Here is an 18,207-nt window from a genome sequence, read left to right as displayed (position 1 = left end):
GGAGCCGGGCGGATCAGGCCGCCTCGACCGGCTTGCGCCGGCTCACCACCCGTTCGTAGAGGCGCTCCAGCGCGCCCGCCGTCCGCTCCCAGGTGTAGCTGCACCGGACCCGGTCCACGGCGGCGTGCCCGTACGCGAAGCGCCCGGCGTTGTCGGCGAGCAGCCGACGCAGCGTCACGCCCAGCGTGCGGACGTCGCCCGGCGGCACCAGCCGGCCGGTGACCTCGTCCACCACCGCGTCGGCGATCCCGCCCATGGCGTAGCCGACCACGGGTACCCCGCAGGCCATCGCCTCCAGCGACACCCGCCCGGCCGAGGAGTAGTGCGGCGTGCAGGCGACCACGTCGGCCGAGCGGTACCAGGTGGCCATCTGCTCGTGCGGCACCGCGCCCACCAGCTTCACCTGCTCGGCCGTCCCGCTGCGCTCGGCCAGCTCGCGCAGCCGTCGGGCCTCGGCGTGGTTGGCGAGCTGCCCGGCGGGCGGTCCCCCGGCGATCACCAGCTCGGCGTCGCCGACCAGCCGCATGGCCCGGATCAGGTCCTCCTGGCCGTGTCCGGACGAGAGCCCGCCGACGGAGAGGATCCGGGGCCGGCGGTCGCGGGGGGCGGCCTCGCCGTCGGGGTGGAACTGCGTGGTGTCCACGCCGGCCGGCACCATCGCCACGGAGGCGCGTTGCAGCCCCATCCGGGTCAGCTCGTCGACCTCGTCGGTGCACTGGGCGACCGCGATGTCCACCGCCCGGGTCAGCGCGCGCTCCAGCGGGATCCGCTCCCCCGGCCCGTCGTACTGCCGGCCGAGGTGGCGCAGCTGCTCGACGCCGAGGGAGTGGAAGGTCTGCACCACCGGGATGTCGGTCTCGCGGACCGCGTGCGCGGCGGCCAGCCCGCCGACCCAGTAGTGCCCGTGCACCACCTCGGGTTGCCAGTCGCCCACCCACCGGTCGGCCAGCCAGGCGCCGAACGCGGACACGTGCGGCACCAGCTCGGCGGTGGGCAGCGGGGCGGCGGGGCCGATCGGCACCCGCTCCACCCGGTAACCGTCGACCGTCGCCGTGTCCGGCAGGCCCGGGTCGTCGCGGCGCTCGTACACCCGGACGTCGTGACCCCGCGCGGCGAGTTCGGCGGCGACCCGGGCGATGTGCTGGTGGGTGCCGACGGTCAGGCCGTCGGCGCCCCTGGGTGGGCCGGCGTGCGCGCAGACGAGGCCGACGCGCATGGGTCACCTCCATGCGATCTTCTCGAGCGGTGGTCCTCGGTCAGAGGGTCCCATTAACCGAACCCCGGCGAGCCGAAACCTGGCAGATCGGGAAGAGCCCGGCGAATGCTCGCGACGGCAACACGCCGATCCCGTGCCACGTCGGCCGCATGACCCCTGCCGCCGGGGGTACGGGCGAGAGATGCCTCTGACCCGCAGCCTCGCCGACGCCACCGTGGTGCTCACCGGCGCCTCCAGCGGCATCGGTACGGCCACCGCGTACGCCCTCGCCCGGCACGGCACCGCCGTGGTGCTGGCCGCCCGCAGCGAGGTGGCCCTCGAAGAGGTCGCCGTACGGTGCCGGGAACTGGGCGGACGGGCGCTGGTGGTGCCGACCGACGTGACCGACCCGGCGGCCCTGGAGCGCCTCGCCGCCCGCGCGGTCGCCGAGTTCGGCCGGATCGACGGCTGGATCAACAACGCCGCCGTCGGCGCGGTCGGGCTCTTCGACGAGATCCCGGTGGCGGAGTTCCGTCGGGTGCTGGAGGTGAACCTGCTCGGCGCCGCGTACGGCACCCGGGCCGCCCTGCCCCACCTGAGCGCGGCGGGCGGCGGGGTGCTGATCAACAACGCCTCGGTGCTGGCCGAGGTGGCGATGCCCTACCAGTCGCCGTACAACGCCGCGAAGCACGGCATCCGTGGCCTGGCCGACACCGTCCGTCAGGAGATGCGGGTCACCGGCCGGGGCCACGTCTCGATCTGCACGGTGCTGCCGGCCACCATCGACACCCCGTTCTTCCGGCACGCCGCCAACCACAGCGGAAGGGAGCTGGTGCCGCCGCCCCCGGTGTACCCGCCGGAGGTGGTGGCCGAGACGATCGTCCGGCTGCTGCGCCGCCCCCGGCGCGAGGCGTACGCCGGCGGGGCCGCCCGGCTGATCGGCCTCCAGTGGCGGCTCGCCCCGGCGCTCGCCGAACGGGTCCTCGGCTGGTACACGCACCGCACCCAGTTCGGGCCCGCCCCGCGACCGGAGAGCACCGGCAACGTGTTCCGCCCCGACGCGGCGGCGCGGCGGGAGGGCGGCTGGCACGGCCGGCGGCGGCACCTGGTACGGATGACGGCCGCGTTCGGGCTGGCCGCCGCGGGGACGGCCGTCGGTACGGTGGCCGCGATGACCCGCCGGGCGCGGACGGAGCGCTGATGTCGGAAGGTGGGCGGTCGGCTGCGCGCTCCGCGCGGGCGGTGCAGAATGGGCCGATCATGGGGACCGACACGCGCTGCCGGGTGGCGACCGACGAGGCGTCGGGGGTGATCCGGGTGACCGGCGTGCTCGACCGGTCCAGCGTCGACGCCGTACGCGACGGCCTGCTCGCCCGGCTCTGCGGCCGGCCCGGCCCGGTGGTGGCCGACCTCACCGACCTGCGGGTGGCCGACCCGGCGGCCCGGGACGTCTTCGCCGAGGTACGCCGGGAGGTGCGCGACTGGCCCGCCGCCGACCTGCTGCTCTGCGATCCGACCGGGGCCGTCGAGGGGGTGCCGGCCTGGCCGACCCTGGACGGGGCGATGGCCGGACTGGCCGTCGCGCCCATGGCGGCGGTGGTCGAGGTCGACCTGCCGCCCGTCGTCGAGGCCGCCCGGCAGGCCCGGCAGCTCGTCACCGAGGGGTGCGCCGCCTGGGGCCTGCCCGAGCTGAGCGAGCCGGCCTGCCTCGCCGTCACCGAGATGGTGAACAACGTCGTCGCCCACGCGCGCACCCCGATGACGGTCCGCCTGGCGCCCCGGGACGACACCCTGCACCTGGCGGTACGCGACCACTCGTCGCGGCAGCCCGCGTTCACCGGGACGGCCGCGCCGGACACCGTGGGCGGGCGCGGGCTGCTGCTGATCGACACCGTCGCCCGCCGCTGGGGCAGCAGCCGGGTGCCGGACGGCAAGGTCGTGTGGTGCGTGCTGCACGCCGCCGACGAGGCCGGCGACCAGGGCTGACGGCCGGCGACCACGGCTGACGGCCGCCGATCAGCACGGCTGACCGCCGGCGACCAGGGCCGACGGGCGTCCCGATCCTGCCCCGCCGTCCCCCGAGACGCCCCTTGCGCCCGGATGGCCACGGGCGGTACCGGTTATGCCGGGAGGGCAGTGGGTAGTGCTCAGCCATGCGCGACGACGAGTACCCGACCCCCGTGTCCGACCCCGAGGCCGAGGGCCTGCCCGACACCGCCGACGACGACTCGACCGCCGACGACGACGTCCTGACCGGGCGCGAGGCGGACGGACCGGAGCCCGCCCAGTTGCCGGGCGACCGGACGCCGGTGGCGGTGGACCGGTTCGGGACCACCGCCGACGAGCAGCTCGACGGCGAGTCGCTGGACTACAAGCTCGACCGGGAACAGTACGAACGCTCCGCCGACGACCCGCTCGCCGGTCCCGTCGACCCGGACATCGCCGCCGAGGCCGACAGCGAGGAGGCCGCGGCGCAGGCCCAGCTCGACGCGGACGTGATCGACCCCGGTCCGACGTCCGACCCCGACTCGCCGGTCTCCCTCTACGACCACGGTCAGCTCGGCGGCGTCACCGACGGCCAGGTCGGCCGGCTCGTCGAACCGGACGAGGGGGCGCACACCGACCAGGAGACCGACTCGGTCGCGTACGACGCCGGTTCGGCGGGCGGGGGCGCGAGCGCCGAGGAGCTGGCCATCCACGAGACGCGCCCGCCGCACTCGGTCTGAGCCGGGCCGCCGGGGAACCCTTCGGGGGGGCGGTTCCCCGGCGGCCCTTCAGTCGTCCAGGCCCTTCTCGATCGCGTACCGCGTCAGCTCGACCCGGTTGTGCAGCTGGAGCTTGCCGAGCGTGTTCTGCACGTGGTTCTGCACCGTACGGTGGGCCAGGCCGAGCCGCTCGGCGATCTGCTTGTAGGACATCCCCTTGGCGACCAGGCGCAGCACCTCGGTCTCCCGGTCGGTCAGCCGGGGTGCCGGGCCGGCGCCCCGGGCGCCCCGTTCGGCGGCGTCGGCACCGTCCGGGTCGGCCGCGAGCCGGCGGTACTCGCCGAGGACCAACCCGGCCAGCCCGGGCGTGAAGACCGGATCCCCCGCCGCCGTCCGGCGCACCGCCTCCAGGAACTCCGCCGGGGCGGCCGACTTCACCAGGTAGCCGGTGGCGCCCGCCTTGACCGCGTCCAGCACGCTCTGCTGCTCGCCGCTGGCCGAGAGCATCAGCACCCGCACCTGCGGCAGCGCGGCGCGCAGCCCGTGGATCACCTCCACCCCGGAGACGTCGGGCAGTTGCAGGTCGAGGACCACCAGGTCGGGTCGGGCGGCGGCGGCCACCCGTACCGCCTGCCGGCCCTCGCCGGTGGTGGCGACGACGACGTGGCCGGCCTCGGTGAGGTCCCGGGCCACCCCCTCCCGCCACATCGGGTGGTCGTCCACCACCATCACGCGTACGCCTGTCACGGCCCCTCCTTCGTTCGCGACCGGGGCTGGCTCACTCCTCGCGCTCACCGGTCCTCGCGCTCCACGGTCAGTTCCAGCTCGGTGCCGACGCCCGGCGCGGAGGTGATCCGCACGGTGCCGCCGAGGTCGGCGAGGCGGCCCCGGATCGACCGGGCGATGCCCAGCCGGCCCTCGGCGGCGGCCTCCTCCAGCCGGCCGTCGGGAAACCCCGGCCCCTCGTCGCGGATCGACACCGTGACCGTCGTCCCCTCGTCCTCCACCAGCACCCAGGCCCGCCCGTCGGTGTGCCGGGCCACGTTGTCGAGGGCGGCGGCGGTCGCGGCGGCCAGCTCGTGGGCGACCCGACCGGGCAGCGGCACCGGGGTGGCCGGCGCGGAGAGCGAGACCGTGGCCGAGGCGTACCGGCCGAGCAGCCCGCGCAGGTCCACCGGGCCGCCGGGAGCGGTGGACCCGGCCGGCGTGACGCCGCCGATGAGGGCGCGCAGCGCGGCCTCCTGCTCCCCGGCGAGCCGGGCCAGTTCCCCGGCCTCGCCGTCCAGGTGGGCGCCGCGCCGCTGCACCAGCGCGAGCACCTGGAGCACGGAGTCGTGGATGTCCCGGGCCAGCCGCTCGCGCTCCCGGGCGGCGGCCTCCAGCTCCACGGCCCGGTGCAGCCGCTCCTCGGCGGTCACGGCCAGCCGGGCGACGTGTCCGACCACCACGCCGGCGAGCAGCAGCAGGATCACCCCGGTGAGCGAGGACTGGCCGATGCGTTCGCGGGTGGCGAGGTCCGCCGCGCCGAGCACCAGGGCGGCGACGGTGCCCCGCCGCCGGCCGCCGGAGACCGCCCACGCCAGCACCGGGCCGGCCAGCCAGGCCACCGCGAGGGAGGGCACGCCGGCGGCGAGCGCCGCCCGCCCGATCACCCACGGGGTGGCCAGCATGATGCCGAGGACGAGCCCCAGGTCCGCCAGGAGCAGCGGCCAGCCCCGGCGGGCGGGGTCGGCGTAGCCGACGGCGGTCACGCCGGTCCAGGCCGCCATCAGCAGGACCAGTCCGCCGGCCGCGAGCGGGTGGGCGTACCGGTCGGCGTCCCGGAGCGCCAGCGCGCAGACGTACGCCAGGGAGGCCACCCGGAACACGGCGATGGCCCGCCAGAGCGGGACCTCGAAACCACCGTGCGGGGTCGACACGCCCGTCACGATGCCACAGCCGGTGAAACGGCCGGCGGGCCGACGGATGCGCTTCGAGAAATCCTGACGTACGGTAGAAAAGCCGCGAAAAACATCGCGATCCGCTGTCGGGACGGGGCCATGACGAATGCGGAACCCGGCGCACAGCGTACGGTTGTGCCCATCGAACCTTCCCTCCTCATCGCCGAGGCCTTCGAACAGGCCCAGGTGACCGAGCTTCGCCACTCGGTCACCTCCTGCGCGCACGCCGCGGGGCTCAGCGGGCAGCGCCTGGACGACTTCGTGCTGGCGGTCAACGAGCTGATCACCAACGCGGTCCGCCACGGCGGCGGCCGGGGCTGGCTGCGACTGTGGCGGCAGTCGGGGCAGCTGGTCTGCGAGGTCTCCGACCACGGGCAGGGCATCAGCACGCAGCGGCTGGACGACCGGAGCCGCCCCGCCGCCGACACCGCCGGCGGGTGGGGTCTCTGGCTGGCCCGGGAACTGAGCGACAGCATGGACGTCGAGACCGGCACGCGCGGCACCACCGTACGCATCAGCGCCGCCGTCGAGGCCCCCCAGCACAGCGGTCGCCACCGCCGCGACTGACCCCACCCGGGCGGGGCGGAGGTCAGGCGAACAGCGCGCTCACCGACTCGCCGTTGTGGATCCGGCGTACCGCCTCGGCCAGGGCCGGCGCCACGGACAGGACGTGCAGCTTCGGCACCCGCTTGTCGGCCGGGATCGGCACCGTGTTGGTGCAGACGATCTCCAGCACGCCCTCCTGCTCGCTCAGCCGCCGCAGCGCCCCGCTGGAGAAGAGGCCGTGCGTGCAGGCCAGGCGGATCGAGCGGACCTTCAGCTCCCGCAAATGCTCCATCAGCTCGATCACCGTGCTGCCCTTGGCGATCTCATCGTCGAGCACGATGACGTCCCGGTCGGCCACGTCGCCGATCACCGCACTGATCTTGACCCGGTCGTCGCTGAACCGCTGCTTCGCCCCGGCGGCCACCGGGGTGCCGAGCCGCCGGGCGAACGCCGCCGCCTCCTTGGCGTTGCCGAGGTCCGGCGAGACCACCACCGCGTTGCTCAGGTCGTAGCGCGCGAAGTGGTCGGCCAGCTCGCGCAGCGCGTGCAGGTGGTCGACCGGCACGTTGAAGAAGCCGTGCACCTGGGGCGAGTGCAGGGTCATCGCCAGCACCCGGTCCGCGCCCGCCGACGTGAGCAGGTCCGCCACGAGCCGCCCGCCGATCGAGATGCGTGGCGCGTCCTTCTTGTCCGACCGGGCGTACGCGTAGTGCGGCAGCACCACGGTGATCCGGCCGGCCGAGGCGCCCCGGGCCGCGTCGATCATGAGCAGCAGCTCGACCAGGTTCTCCTGCACGGGCGGCACCAACGGCTGGATCAGGAAGACGTCCCGCTCCCGGCAGTTGGCCTGCAACTGCACTTCCAGGCAGTCGTTGGCGAACCGGGAGACGCGCACCGGGTGCAGCGGCACGCCGAGGTGGGCGCAGATCTCGGCGGCGAGCTCGGGGTGGGCGGTTCCACTGAAGACGGCGATGTCGCGCACGTCCACACATCGTACGGAGGTCGTTCCGGTTCGCCCCCGACCGGGGCCGGGACCCGCAGGCGGGGCGCGGCCGGTCGGCGGGGCGCCTCCGGTCCGGGTACGGTGCTGCCGTGACCCCCCAGTACGTCGCCGCCATCGACCAGGGCACCACCTCCTCGCGGTGCATCGTCTTCGACCGGGCCGGAGAGATCGTCTCCGTGGCCCAGCGGGAGCACCGGCAGATCTTCCCCCGGCCCGGCTGGGTGGAGCACGACGCGGAGGAGATCTGGGACAACGTTCAGCGGGTGGTCCGCGAGGCGCTGCACGCGGCGGGCACCGACGCCGCCGGGCTCGCCGCCGTGGGCATCACCAACCAGCGGGAGACCACCGTCGTCTGGGACCGGGCGACCGGTCGGCCGGTGGCCAACGCGATCGTCTGGCAGGACACCCGCACCGGCCCGCTGCTGCGCGAGCTCGACCAGGCGTACGGCGAGGAACGGTTCCGCACCCGCACCGGGCTGCCGCTGGCCACCTACTTCGCCGGACCGAAGCTGCGGTGGCTGCTGGAGCACGTCGACGGGCTGCGGGAGCGCGCCGAGGCCGGCGAGGTGCTCTTCGGCACGATGGACAGCTGGCTGATCTGGAAGCTGACCGGCCGGCACGTCACCGACGTGACCAACGCCAGCCGCACCCTGCTGATGGACCTCGGCACCCTCGACTGGGACCCGGAACTGCTCGACGCGATGGGCGTGCCGGCCGCGATGCTGCCGGAAATCCGCAGCTCCGCCGAGGTCTACGGGGAAGCCACCGGCGTCCTGGCCGGGGTACCGGTGGCCAGCGCGCTCGGCGACCAGCAGGCCGCCCTGTTCGGGCAGACCTGCTTCCAGCCGGGCGAGGCCAAGTGCACCTACGGCACCGGCAGCTTCCTGCTGCTCAACACCGGCGCCAGCCCGGTCCCCTCCACCCACGGCCTGCTCACCACGGTCGCCTACCGCATCCACGGCCAGCCGGCCGCGTACGCGCTGGAGGGGGCGATCGCGGTCACGGGCTCGCTCGTGCAGTGGCTGCGCGACAACCTCGGGCTGATCTCCACCGCGTCCGAGGTGGAGGAGCTGGCGCGCACCGTCGACGACAACGGCGGCTGCTACGTCGTACCGGCCTTCTCCGGGCTGTTCGCCCCGCACTGGCGCAGCGACGCGCGCGGGGTGATCGCCGGGCTGACCGGGTACATCACCAAGGGGCACCTGGCCCGGGCGGCGCTGGAGGCGTCCGCCTGGCAGACCCGCGAGGTGGTCGACGCGATGAACGCCGACTCCGACGTGGCGCTACGCCGGCTGCGGGTCGATGGCGGGATGACGGCCAACGGGCTGCTCATGCAGTTCCTCGCCGACGTGCTCGACGTGCCGGTGGTCCGGTCCCGGATCACCGAGACCACCTGCCTCGGCGCGGCGTACGCGGCCGGCCTGGCGGTCGGCTTCTGGCCCGACCTGGCGACGCTGCGCGCCCAGTGGCGCTCCGACGCGCAGTGGGAGTCGACGATGGAGCCGGCGCACCGGGAGCGGGAGCTGGGCAACTGGCGCAAGGCCGTCCAGCGCACCCTCGACTGGGTGGAGTGAGCGCGCCGCCCGACCGTCGTGGGCGGCACCCGCGCCCGTGGCGGCGCGCGGGGATCAGTCCCAGCGGTTGCCGGTGAGCTTCTCGTACACGTCCACGTACCGGGCCCGGGTCGCCTCGACCACCTCGGCCGGCACCTCGGGCGCCGGGGCCTGCTTGTCCCAGCCGCTCTGGACCGCCCAGTCCCGGACGTACTGCTTGTCGTAGGAGAACTGCGCCCGGCCCGGCTGGTACGACTCCGCCGGCCAGAACCGGGACGAGTCGGAGGTGAGCAGCTCGTCGCCGAGCATCAACGTGCCGTCCGGCGCCCAGCCCAGCTCGAGCTTGGTGTCGGCCACCAGGATGCCCCGGTCGGCGGCCAGCTCCGCGCCCCGGCGGTAGACGTCGATCGTGATCCGGCGCAGCCGCTCGGCCGTCTCGGCGCCGACCTTGTCCACCACCTCGGCGAAGGTGATCGGCTCGTCGTGCTCGCCCATCGGCGCCTTGGTCGACGGGGTGAAGATCGGCTCGGGCAGGATGGACGCCTCGACCAGGCCGCGCGGCAGCTCGACGCCGGAGACCGCGCCGGTGCGCTGGTACTCCTTGAGGCCGCCGCCGGTCAGGTAGCCACGGGCGACGCACTCCACGGGCACCATCTCCAGGCGTCGGCAGCGGATGGCCCGGCCGGCGAACTCCCCCGGTACGTCGGTGGCGGAGATGACGTGGTTCGGCACCAGGTCGGCCAGTTGCTCGAACCACCACAGCGAGAGCGCGGTGAGCAGCTTGCCCTTGTCGGGGATCGGCGTCGGCAGCACCACGTCGTAGATCGAGATGCGGTCGGAGGCGACCAGGATCAGGTCGTCGCCGTCGGCGTAGACGTCCCTGACCTTGCCCGAGTGCAGAAGTTCCACGCGCCCTAGTACACCATGCGGGCCAGGTACGGCCGCTGCCGGTGGTTTCAGGCAGCGATGCGTACGCCTCGGGATGCGGCGGTGTGGCCGGACGTACGTTGACACCCTCCCGCGCGCCTGCGTGAATGATCCGGCCGCCCGCCCCCACCGGTCCGCCAGGAGTCTCCGTGCCCGCTGCCCGACCCCCGCTGCCCCGCACCGGAGCGGACCCGGGACGCCGTCGGGTGCTCGCCGCGATGATGGGCGCACCGGTGCTCGCCGCCGGCGGGCTCACCGGGTGCAGCGAGATCCGGGTCGCCCCCGTGGAGACCGGGCCGGTCGAGCTGTCGGTGTTCTGGTACGGCGGCGCCCAGCGTGCCGAACTCACCGAACGGGTGCTGCGGCTCTACACCGACCGCAACCCCCGCGTCGGGTTCCGGATCACCTGGCAGGGCGCCGACGGCTACTACGAACGGCTGGCCACCCAGGCCGCGGGCGGCAACGTGCCCGACCTGATCCAGCTCGACGACGGCATCCTGACCGAGTACGCCCGCCGCGAGATCGTCCTCGACCTCAGCAGGTACGTCGCCGATCACCGCCTCGACCTGCGCACGCTGCCCCCGGGCCTGGTCCGCTACGGGCAGGTCGACGGGCGTACGTTCGGCGTCCCGGCGGCACAGACCGCCGCCGCCGTGGTCTACGACCGCACGCTGCTGCGCCGGCTGCGGCTGCCCGAGCCGACCACGGGGATGTCCTGGGCGGAGTACATCGCCTGGGCGCGGCAGGTCACCCGGGCCGGCGAGGGCCGGGTGGCCGGCACGATGGACCCGTCCGGGGACTACCGGGCATTCTGGCTCTGGCTGCGCGGCCAGGGCGGCGAGTTCTACCGGGGCCGACAGCTCGGATTCGGCACCGACGCACTGGTCGAGTGGTTCGAACTGTGGCGGCGCGCCCGCTCCGGCCGGGCGACCCCGAGCGCCGCCCTGGTGGAGCAGGCCGAGGGCGGCGAACCGACCCGGCAGCTCGTGGTCACCGGCGCCACGGCCGCCTCGTTCGCCTGGTCGCACCAACTACCGGAGCTCCAGCGGCTCACCGACGCCGAACTGGGTCTGGCCGCCATGCCGGGTCCTCCGGAGGCGCAGTGGCACCGGGCGTCGATGTACTGGGCGGCCTTCCACGGCACCCGACACCCCGCCCTGGTCGCCGACGTGATCAACTTCCTCACCGGCAACGGCGAGGCGGGCACGGTGCTCGGCCACGAGCGCGGCCTCAGCCCCAGCCTCGCCGTACGCAGCTTCGTCGAAGGCAGCATCACCGACCCCGCACAGCGGCGCGCGGCCGCCCTCGGCAGCGCACTGGCCGACCGGCTGGGGCCGGCCCCCAGCCCGCCGCCGCAGGGCCACCCCCGGGTGCGGGCGCTGCTGCTGGAGGCCGCCGAGAGCATTCGCGGCGGCAGGACCGGGCCGCGCGCGGCAGCGGCCCGCTTCATGGCCCAGGCGGACGCGACGCTGGCCGGCTAGGGCCCGCCACTGCACAACCGCGCAAACGGGACGCTGCGGCCACGATGGCGCCCTGCGTTTCATGGCAGGACCATGCGCCACCCGCCAGCCAGCACGTCCGGGTACGCGGCCTGTGTCCCCCGACGCTCGGCTCGTTCGCCGACGCCATGGCGGGGAGGCAGTGGTCACGGCAGGACGCCAATGGGTCACTGCGGGACGCCAAATGGTCACGGCGGGACGCCAATGGTCGCGGCGGGGTGCAGTGGCCGCGGCGGGGTGCCGACGGGTCCTTCAGTTGGCGCTCCGCCGAGGAGCCGGCGTGCCGCCCTGTCTCAGCGCGGCGGGCCGCCCCGGCGGTTGCGCATCAGGCGCAGCAGCAGGAAGACGACGCCAGCGACCACGACCAGGCAGCAGAGCAGGCCGATGAAGCCGAAGCCGCCGCCGCGCCGCCGCCGCGCGGCCTCCACCACGAGTTCACCCGTGCCGGTGGACGCCCAGGCCGCAACGGGCACGAACACCGACAACACGACCGCACCGAAAACGGTGGTCAACCGGCCCCAGAACTTACCGAATGAAGACATGCCAACATCCTTGCCCACGACCGCAAACTCGGCACGTCGGTCGACGAGGAAAGCGGTAGCAGAGGTCGGGACGCGGCAAGCGGGCAGGCGGGACGCCGACAACCGGCGGGCAAGAGCAAAGGGGGCGGGGGCAGAAATGCAGAACGGCCCCGGAGTGAACTCCGGGGCCGTTCTGTCGTGGTAGCGGGGACAGGATTTGAACCTGCGACCTCTGGGTTATGAGCCCAGCGAGCTACCGAGCTGCTCCACCCCGCGTCGGCTCGTTAACTCTAGCGCACTCGACGCCACGATGATCAGCGGACCCCCGATCCTGCCGTAGACCCGTCCCGACCAGCGCGAACCGGTGTCGGAGACCGGCGCGGCCCCGCCTTCCCCAACCGACTCCCGCTGCCTCCGACCGCAGTCGCCGTGATGGAACGTCCCGATCCGCTGCCGAGCTACCCGTCTCGCACGAGCACGCCTCGCGAGAGCACGCCTCGTGAAAGCACGCCTCGTGAAAGCACGCCTCGTGGAAGCACGCCTCCCTGCCGCGCGACGCCTCCTCTCGCGCAAGCACGCCCCTTGGCGCAAGCACGTCCTCGGGCGCAAGCACGCCGTCTGGCACGAGCCGCACCGTTCTGACACGAGCGCACCGCTCTGGCGCGAGCAGGCCGCTCTGGCCGCCCGATGCGTCCTCTCACGAAGGCAACACGCCTCCCTTGGCGCGAGCGCGATGCCTCCTCTGGAGCCAGCGCCGATGATCAGGACGTCATGGACGTAATACAGGCGTTTTAGGGTCCATGGCGTCCTGATCATCTCTGACAGGACCCGCGCTCGTGGATGGGCGGCAGCGACGAGGCGGAGTGGCCGGCGTCGCGCCAGGCAAGGAGCCGTGGACCGGAACCCGAGCCAATGTCAGAGCCAGGGCAACAGCCAGGAGCCAAGCAAGAGCCGGACCGGAAGCCATAGCCGGGAGTCAAGTACGAGCCAGAGCCGGAGGAGAGCCGGAGCCGGGAGCCAAGTAAGCGCCACAGTCGGGAGCCGGGAGCTGAGTAAAAGCCGGAACCGGAGTCGAAAGCCGGAGCCGCTTGATCGTCGGGCCGCAGATGGAGCCGGGAATGCGGAACGGTCCCGGAGTGAACTCCGGGACCGTTCCGTCGTGGTAGCGGGGACAGGATTTGAACCTGCGACCTCTGGGTTATGAGCCCAGCGAGCTACCGAGCTGCTCCACCCCGCGTCGGTTCGTACACCGTATCCCACTCACCCCCGTTGCCGCAAAACGACCCCGGCGCACGCCGCCCGACCCGTGCCCGCCCGACCCGTGCCCGCCCGCCCCGGGCCCGCCCGCCCCGGGCCCGCCCGCGCGGGCGGATCTCAGCGCAGCCAGTCCTCGATCGCGTCCACCGCCCGTCGGCTGTCGGCGTCGACCTGCGACCGGATCGAGGAGGTGCCCTCCCAGCCCTGCTCCCAGAGCACGGTCACCACGTCGCCGACCCGGATCACCCGGACCAGGCGGACCTCGTCGTCGCCCGTGGGCCTGCCGTCGATGTCCCGGACGGGCGTCCGGATCTCGAACAGCACCGACCCGTCACCGAAGTCGCCGTCGGCCAGCAGGCGCGGGCGGGAGGTCGACGCGTTGCCGCCGCCCACTCCGGGCTGCGCGGGGCAGCCCCGCACCGCCGCCCGCAGTTCGCGGAGGAACTCGGCGGCCCGCCCCGGTCGGTAGAGGGTGATGGTGTGCGCGTAGCTGCCGTCCGGGACGTACCCCCGAGGGGTCTGCGGCAGCTTGTAGGCCAGGTTGCGGGTGCGGCGCTGCACGATCCCGGCGTCGCTGCCGTAGCGCGCGTCGCAGAGCGCCGGCAGCGCGTCGGTGTCCCGGAAGACCGGCTCCATGCCCGTACGGTTCCCAGCCGCTTGGACGAAGAACGCCCGGTCCGGGATGCTCCTGGGCGCCCGGGGCGGCGTGGTGCCGGTTTTCCCCGGCGTACCCGTCGGCGAGGGCGAGCCGGTGCGCGGCGCGCTCGTCGGGGTCGGGGCGGCCGGCGGTGCGGAGCCGGCCGGCGACGCCGGGACGGTCGGGGGCGGGACGGCGGCGGGCGGCGCAACGGTCCCGTGGTCCCCGGCGAGCACCAGCCCGGTGCCGGTCGCCAGCCCACCGACCAGCAGCGCCGTCCCGAGCGCGGCACCGGTGATCCGGAACCGGGCCCGCCGGTCGGCGCGCCTGCGCAGGTCGGCGGGAACGGTCAGGGTACGGCCGTCGGCGTGCGCGGCGAGCGACCGGTAGAGCTCGGACAGTTCACGCGACATCGTTCGCCTCCAACTCCTCGGCGGGCAGACCGGGCAGCAGCGTGGCCAGCCGCGCCCGCCCCCGCGACAACCAGGACTTCACGGTGCCGGCGGGCACCTGCGTCTCCCGGGCGATGTCCTGCACCGACATGTCGAAGAGGTAGTGCAGGGCGAGCGCCTGCCGCTGGGCTGCCGGCAGCCGGCGCAGCGCGCCCGCGAGCAGCACGGCGTCCTCGTTCGGCGGCGGCACCGGCTCGGGCGGGCCGGTACGGCTCAGCGCCGCGCGCCAACCCTGTAGCCGACGCCACCGGTCGGTGGCCAGCCGCGCGACCACCAGCCGCAGCCACGCCTCCGGTGCCGGGTGGGCGGCCAGCATGGCCCACTGCCGCCAGGCCCGGGCGTACGCCTCCTGCACCAGGTCCTGCGCCTCGGTGTGGTCGCCGGAGACGGCGTAGCCGAAGCGGAGCATCCGTCGGGAGGTGCTCCGGTAGAACTCGTCGAAGCTCGTCGCGTCTCTCATGTCTCCGACCCACGCTTCCCGGTCGTCGCGCCGATCCGGGCGCCCCGCCGCCGCGAACGGCGGCGCATTCCCGCCTCTTGCAGGGAAGACGGCGTCTCGGGGCGGCGGGTTGCGGGTGCCGGGCCGGTCGTCGCGAACACGACAGCGCCCCCGGCGTGGGACCGGATCGGTCCGTGGGCCGGGGGCGCTGTGCGGGGTGGTGCCGGTCAGCCGCCCGGGGTCGGTGCGGCGCTGCCGCTCGCTGCCGGCGACGCCGGCGTGCTGGCTCCGGGCGACGGGGAGGCCGGGGCGCTCGCCCCGGGGGTCGGGGTGCTGGCTGCCCGCTGGGCCTGTTGGAAAGCGGTGAGCGCCTCGTCCAGTGCCTTCAACGCGCGCCCGTACCGCTCGAAGTCGCCCGAGGTCTGCGCGGCCCGGACCTCCGCGATGGCGGCCTGGACCCGGTTCGCCGCCTCGGCCAACTCGCCCGTCATCGGAGGCGCGGTCCCGCCCGGCGGGGTGCCCCCGGTCGGCGGCGGGGTGTCACCGGCGGGCGGTGGGGTGCCCGGGGCGGCGGCCTGCTTGCCCTGCTCGATGAGCTGTTTGATGCCGTCGGTGACGTTGTTGGCCAGCACGACGTAGGAGCCGCCGTCGCCGTAGGACATCAGCACCCGCTGCAACAGCGGCGGCGCGTTCTGCGCGGCGGTCTTCACGTAGACCGGCTCGACGTAGAGCATGCCGTCGCCGAACGGCAGGGAGAGCAGGTTGCCGTACTGCACCTGGGCCTGTTGGGACTGGAGCAGGTTGAGCTGCTGCCGGATGTTGGCGTTGTTGGTCATGGACTGGTGCACCTGCACCGGGCCGGAGATCCGGGTCTGGTCGGGCAGGTCGAGCACCTCCAGCTTCGGCTGCCCGTCGACGTACGACCCGGAGATCAGTGCGGCGAGGTTCTCCCGGCCGTTCGGGGTGACCGCCGAGGTGAGCTGGAAGCGTGGCGCCTCCTGGCCGGGGAACTGCGTGAAGAGGTAGTAGGGCGGCTGCTTCTGGCCGGTGTCGGGGGCGTCCGGCACGTTCGGCACCTGCCAGAAGTCCGTCTCCGAGTAGAAGGCGCCCGGGTCGGTCACGTGGAACCGGGTCAGCAGGTTGCGCTGCACCTTGAACAGGTCGGCCGGGTAGCGGAAGTGCTCGGCCAGTTCCGCCGGGATCTCCGCCTTCGGCACCACCAGGTCGCCGCCGAACGCCTTGTTCCACGCCTTGAGCACCGGGTCGGTCTCGTCGAACTCGTAGAGCCGGACCGTGCCGTCGTACGCGTCGACGGTCGCCTTGACCGAGTTGCGGATGTAGTTGACGTTCTCCCGGGCGAGCTGGAAGGTGCCCCGCCCGGTCAGCTCGTCGGCCGTCTGCTCCTGGAGGTTGACGCGCTCCGCGTACGGGTAGGTCGCCGCCGTGGTGTAGCCGTCGATGATCCACTGGATGCGGCCGTCCACCACCGCCGGGTACGGGTCGCCGTCGAGGGTGAGGAACGGGGCGACCTTCTCCACCCGGTCCCGCGGGTTACGCACGTAGAGCAGCTTGGAGTTGTCGTTGACCGCGTCGGAGAGCAGGAAGTTCGACTCCTGCTCCTTGATCGCGTAGAGCAGCCGCCGGGTGAACGAGCCGATCTCGACGCCACCCTCACCGGTGTACGTGTAGGACTCGCCGCCCTCGCCGACCGGGCGGTCGAACTCCGCCTTCCGCTCCGGGTCGCTCTGGCCGACGATCGCGTAGTCGCTGGCGTCCATCCGCTCGCCGTAGTAGACGCGGGGCTGCTTCGCCGCGATCTGCTCGGTCTGCGAGGCGCACTGCTCGCTCGTCTGCTGGCCCTGCTGCTCCTTCTGCTGCTCCTGCGGGTCGCCGAGGAAGCCGGAGACGAAGAAGGGCTGGCCGCCGCAGACCACCCGGTTGCCGGGCGCCGCCACGAGCCCGTAGCCGTGGGTGTAGACGGTGTGCCGGTTGATCCAGGTGTTCTGCTGAGGGGTCAGCTGCCGGTAGTTGACCTCGCGGAGGCCGACCACGTAGTCCTGCACCTTGCCGTTGACGCCGTACCGGTCGACGTCCAGTTTCTCGCCGAAGTCGTAGAACTGCCGGACCTGCTGGCGCTGGGTGTACGTCTCGGAGACCAGTTGCGGGTCGAGCAGCCGGATGTTCGGCACCACGGAGGTGTCCGTGGCGAGGCTCGCCGGCGGGGTCAGGTTGCTCGCCGCGTACGGCGTGGTGGTGGCCGACTCCAGGCCGAACGCCGCGCGGGTGGCCTTGATGCTGCGCTCGATGTACGGCGCTTCCTTCTCCTTCGCGCTGGGCTTGACCTCGAAGGTCTGCACCGCCCAGGGGTAGATGCCGCCGATGGCCACGGCGGAGACGCCCAGCAGGGCCAGCGAGATGCCCGGCCAGACCAGGTTCCGCATCCAGGCGTTGGAGAAGATGATGATCGCGATCGCCACCACGATGGAGATGTACGCGAGGATCTCCTTGGCCGGCAGCAGCGCGTTGACGTCGGCGTAGCCGGCGCCGTAGACGGGGCCGTTGCCGTACTCCAGCAGCATCGCGCGCCGGTCCAGCACGTACGCGAGCGCCTTCAGCAGGACGAAGACCGCGACGAGCGTGCTCAGGTGGGCCCGGGCGGCGTTGGTCATCCGGTCGCCGACGCCCTGGAGCCGGACGCCGCCGAAGATGTAGTGCACGGCGAGCGCGCCGATCACGGAGAGCACCACCGCGGTGAAGCCCACCCCGAGCAGGTAGCGCAGGAACGGCAGCTGGAAGACGTAGAAGCCGACGTCGATGTTGAACTCCGGGTCCTTCACGCCGAAGTCCCCGCCGTTGCGGAAGAGCAGCCACTGGTTCCACCGGCTCTGTGCCGACAGCCCGGCGAAGAGGCCGACCACGGTGGCGACCAGCGCGATCCACAGGCCGAGCCGGGGGCTCAGCAGCATCCGGTAGCGCTCCAGGGTGGCCTGCTCCGGCGAGTGGGGGCGCGTACGGGGGCGCAACCGCTGGGCCAGCCAGAGGTTGCCGCCGACGATCAGCGCCATGCCCAGGCCGACGGCGAGGAAGAGCAGCAGCCGGGTCGTCAGCACCCCGGTGAAGACACCGGTGTAGCGGACCTCCTCGAACCACAGCCAGTCCGTCCAGGCCTGGACACCCCAGCCGAGCAGGGTGAAGAGCACGAACACCCCGACCAGGACACCGATCGTGACGCGTCCGCGTCGGCTCATCCTCGGCAGGGGGCTGCTGCTACGCATGACCACTGTTGGCTCCGCACGCTCGATGTGATCGGCTCCGACCAGGCACCCAGAGTACGGGGTGTTCCTGAACGTGTCGGTCCAAGGTCACGCGGTGCCGCCCGGGCGGCAGGAGCGTCGATGGAAGGCGCAGCCCGTACGGACCCGCCCGGCTGTCGCCCCGCGCGCCGGAAACCGCGGCGCACCCGGGCCAGGTGCGAGCCCGCCGGGGTGCCCGGCGGCAGCGCGCCCGGGCCCGCCGCGGCGGTGTCGGCTCTG

Annotated in this window: 15 protein-coding genes and 2 tRNA genes; 6 read left to right on the top strand and 11 right to left on the bottom strand. The window is 73.6% G+C overall.

What is annotated here, in order from left to right; all coding sequences use genetic code 11:
- Positions 1-13: 13 nt before the first annotated feature.
- Entirely contained in the window at positions 14-1,216 is a 1,203-nt protein-coding gene (locus ACGFIG_RS03730; protein ID WP_392998815.1) for a glycosyltransferase, read from the bottom strand.
- Positions 1,217-1,397: 181 nt separating this feature from the next.
- Between ACGFIG_RS03730 and ACGFIG_RS03725 the strand changes: the two genes are divergently transcribed.
- The 3 genes from ACGFIG_RS03725 to ACGFIG_RS03715 all read left to right on the top strand — a co-directional run bounded on the left by ACGFIG_RS03725 (position 1,398) and on the right by ACGFIG_RS03715 (position 3,921).
- Entirely contained in the window at positions 1,398-2,396 is a 999-nt protein-coding gene (locus ACGFIG_RS03725; RefSeq protein ID WP_392998813.1) for an SDR family oxidoreductase, read from the top strand.
- A 59-nt stretch (positions 2,397-2,455) separates the two neighbouring features.
- Positions 2,456-3,181: an ATP-binding protein gene (locus ACGFIG_RS03720; protein ID WP_392998811.1), complete on the top strand. Its 726-nt coding sequence runs from the start codon at positions 2,456-2,458 to the stop codon at positions 3,179-3,181.
- Between the two features lie 167 nt (positions 3,182-3,348).
- Positions 3,349-3,921, top strand: a complete 573-nt coding sequence (locus tag ACGFIG_RS03715; RefSeq protein ID WP_392998809.1) for a DUF5709 domain-containing protein — start codon at positions 3,349-3,351, stop codon at positions 3,919-3,921.
- A gap of 48 nt (positions 3,922-3,969) precedes the next feature.
- Here ACGFIG_RS03715 and ACGFIG_RS03710 read toward each other — a convergent pair whose 3' ends face one another.
- Both ACGFIG_RS03710 and macS read right to left on the bottom strand, forming a co-directional pair.
- Entirely contained in the window at positions 3,970-4,629 is a 660-nt protein-coding gene (locus ACGFIG_RS03710) for a response regulator (protein WP_392999412.1), read from the bottom strand.
- A 62-nt stretch (positions 4,630-4,691) separates the two neighbouring features.
- Positions 4,692-5,819, bottom strand: a complete 1,128-nt coding sequence (macS, locus tag ACGFIG_RS03705) for a MacS family sensor histidine kinase (protein ID WP_392998807.1) — start codon at positions 5,817-5,819, stop codon at positions 4,692-4,694.
- A 120-nt stretch (positions 5,820-5,939) separates the two neighbouring features.
- Here macS and ACGFIG_RS03700 point away from each other — a divergent pair, with 120 nt between their 5' ends.
- A complete protein-coding gene (locus ACGFIG_RS03700; RefSeq protein ID WP_392998805.1) occupies positions 5,940-6,407 on the top strand; it encodes an ATP-binding protein in 468 nt (155 codons plus the stop codon).
- 22 nt (positions 6,408-6,429) lie between these two features.
- Here the strand turns inward: ACGFIG_RS03700 and ACGFIG_RS03695 are convergent, their stop codons facing one another.
- On the bottom strand, positions 6,430-7,368 hold the full coding sequence (locus ACGFIG_RS03695; RefSeq protein WP_392998803.1) for a ribose-phosphate diphosphokinase: 939 nt from the start codon (positions 7,366-7,368) through the stop codon (positions 6,430-6,432).
- Between the two features lie 110 nt (positions 7,369-7,478).
- Between ACGFIG_RS03695 and glpK the strand changes: the two genes are divergently transcribed.
- Positions 7,479-8,963 carry a glycerol kinase GlpK gene (gene glpK / locus ACGFIG_RS03690; protein WP_392998801.1) on the top strand — a complete coding sequence of 495 codons (1,485 nt, stop codon included), beginning with the start codon at positions 7,479-7,481 and terminating at the stop codon, positions 8,961-8,963.
- Between the two features lie 54 nt (positions 8,964-9,017).
- Here glpK and ACGFIG_RS03685 read toward each other — a convergent pair whose 3' ends face one another.
- Positions 9,018-9,851, bottom strand: coding sequence for a phosphoribosylaminoimidazolesuccinocarboxamide synthase (locus tag ACGFIG_RS03685; protein WP_392998799.1), 834 nt, complete (start codon positions 9,849-9,851; stop codon positions 9,018-9,020).
- Positions 9,852-10,018: 167 nt separating this feature from the next.
- Here ACGFIG_RS03685 and ACGFIG_RS03680 point away from each other — a divergent pair, with 167 nt between their 5' ends.
- Positions 10,019-11,350 carry an ABC transporter substrate-binding protein gene (locus tag ACGFIG_RS03680; protein ID WP_392998797.1) on the top strand — a complete coding sequence of 444 codons (1,332 nt, stop codon included), beginning with the start codon at positions 10,019-10,021 and terminating at the stop codon, positions 11,348-11,350.
- A gap of 311 nt (positions 11,351-11,661) precedes the next feature.
- On the opposite strand, the gene ACGFIG_RS03675 is transcribed toward ACGFIG_RS03680, so the two are convergent.
- The 6 genes from ACGFIG_RS03675 to ACGFIG_RS03650 form a co-directional block, all read right to left on the bottom strand.
- Positions 11,662-11,910 (bottom strand): hypothetical protein, encoded by a 249-nt coding sequence (locus tag ACGFIG_RS03675; RefSeq protein WP_392998795.1) that lies wholly within the window; start codon positions 11,908-11,910, stop codon positions 11,662-11,664.
- Positions 11,911-12,088: 178 nt separating this feature from the next.
- Positions 12,089-12,165, bottom strand: a tRNA-Met gene (locus ACGFIG_RS03670).
- Positions 12,166-13,049: 884 nt separating this feature from the next.
- Positions 13,050-13,126, bottom strand: a tRNA-Met gene (locus ACGFIG_RS03665).
- Between the two features lie 137 nt (positions 13,127-13,263).
- Positions 13,264-14,196: a hypothetical protein gene (locus ACGFIG_RS03660; RefSeq protein ID WP_392998793.1), complete on the bottom strand. Its 933-nt coding sequence runs from the start codon at positions 14,194-14,196 to the stop codon at positions 13,264-13,266.
- A complete protein-coding gene (locus ACGFIG_RS03655; protein ID WP_392998791.1) occupies positions 14,186-14,695 on the bottom strand; it encodes a SigE family RNA polymerase sigma factor in 510 nt (169 codons plus the stop codon). The genes ACGFIG_RS03660 and ACGFIG_RS03655 overlap by 11 nt, the downstream gene beginning before the upstream one ends.
- A 206-nt stretch (positions 14,696-14,901) precedes the next feature.
- Positions 14,902-17,949, bottom strand: a complete 3,048-nt coding sequence (locus ACGFIG_RS03650; protein WP_392998789.1) for a UPF0182 family protein — start codon at positions 17,947-17,949, stop codon at positions 14,902-14,904.
- Positions 17,950-18,207 lie beyond the last annotated feature (258 nt).

Source organism: Micromonospora sp. NPDC049048 (genome assembly GCF_043197615.1).
GTDB lineage: Bacteria > Actinomycetota > Actinomycetes > Mycobacteriales > Micromonosporaceae > Micromonospora.
The sequence above is the reverse complement of the archived record's forward strand: the minus strand, read 5'-3'. Positions and strand labels throughout refer to the sequence as shown.

Bases quoted from the DNA above. Each gene is read 5' to 3' on its own strand.
- ACGFIG_RS03730 (WP_392998815.1), bottom strand. From the start codon at position 1,216: ATGCGCGTCGGCCTCGTCTGCGCGCACGCCGGCCCACCCAGGGGCGCC.
- ACGFIG_RS03650 (WP_392998789.1), bottom strand. From the start codon at position 17,949: ATGCGTAGCAGCAGCCCCCTGCCGAGGATGAGCCGACGCGGACGCGTC.
- ACGFIG_RS03700 (WP_392998805.1), top strand. From the start codon at position 5,940: ATGACGAATGCGGAACCCGGCGCACAGCGTACGGTTGTGCCCATCGAA.
- ACGFIG_RS03655 (WP_392998791.1), bottom strand. From the start codon at position 14,695: ATGAGAGACGCGACGAGCTTCGACGAGTTCTACCGGAGCACCTCCCGA.
- ACGFIG_RS03710 (WP_392999412.1), bottom strand. From the start codon at position 4,629: ATGGTGGTGGACGACCACCCGATGTGGCGGGAGGGGGTGGCCCGGGAC.
- ACGFIG_RS03660 (WP_392998793.1), bottom strand. From the start codon at position 14,196: ATGTCGCGTGAACTGTCCGAGCTCTACCGGTCGCTCGCCGCGCACGCC.
- ACGFIG_RS03720 (WP_392998811.1), top strand. From the start codon at position 2,456: ATGGGGACCGACACGCGCTGCCGGGTGGCGACCGACGAGGCGTCGGGG.
- ACGFIG_RS03675 (WP_392998795.1), bottom strand. From the start codon at position 11,910: ATGTCTTCATTCGGTAAGTTCTGGGGCCGGTTGACCACCGTTTTCGGT.
- ACGFIG_RS03715 (WP_392998809.1), top strand. From the start codon at position 3,349: ATGCGCGACGACGAGTACCCGACCCCCGTGTCCGACCCCGAGGCCGAG.
- ACGFIG_RS03725 (WP_392998813.1), top strand. From the start codon at position 1,398: ATGCCTCTGACCCGCAGCCTCGCCGACGCCACCGTGGTGCTCACCGGC.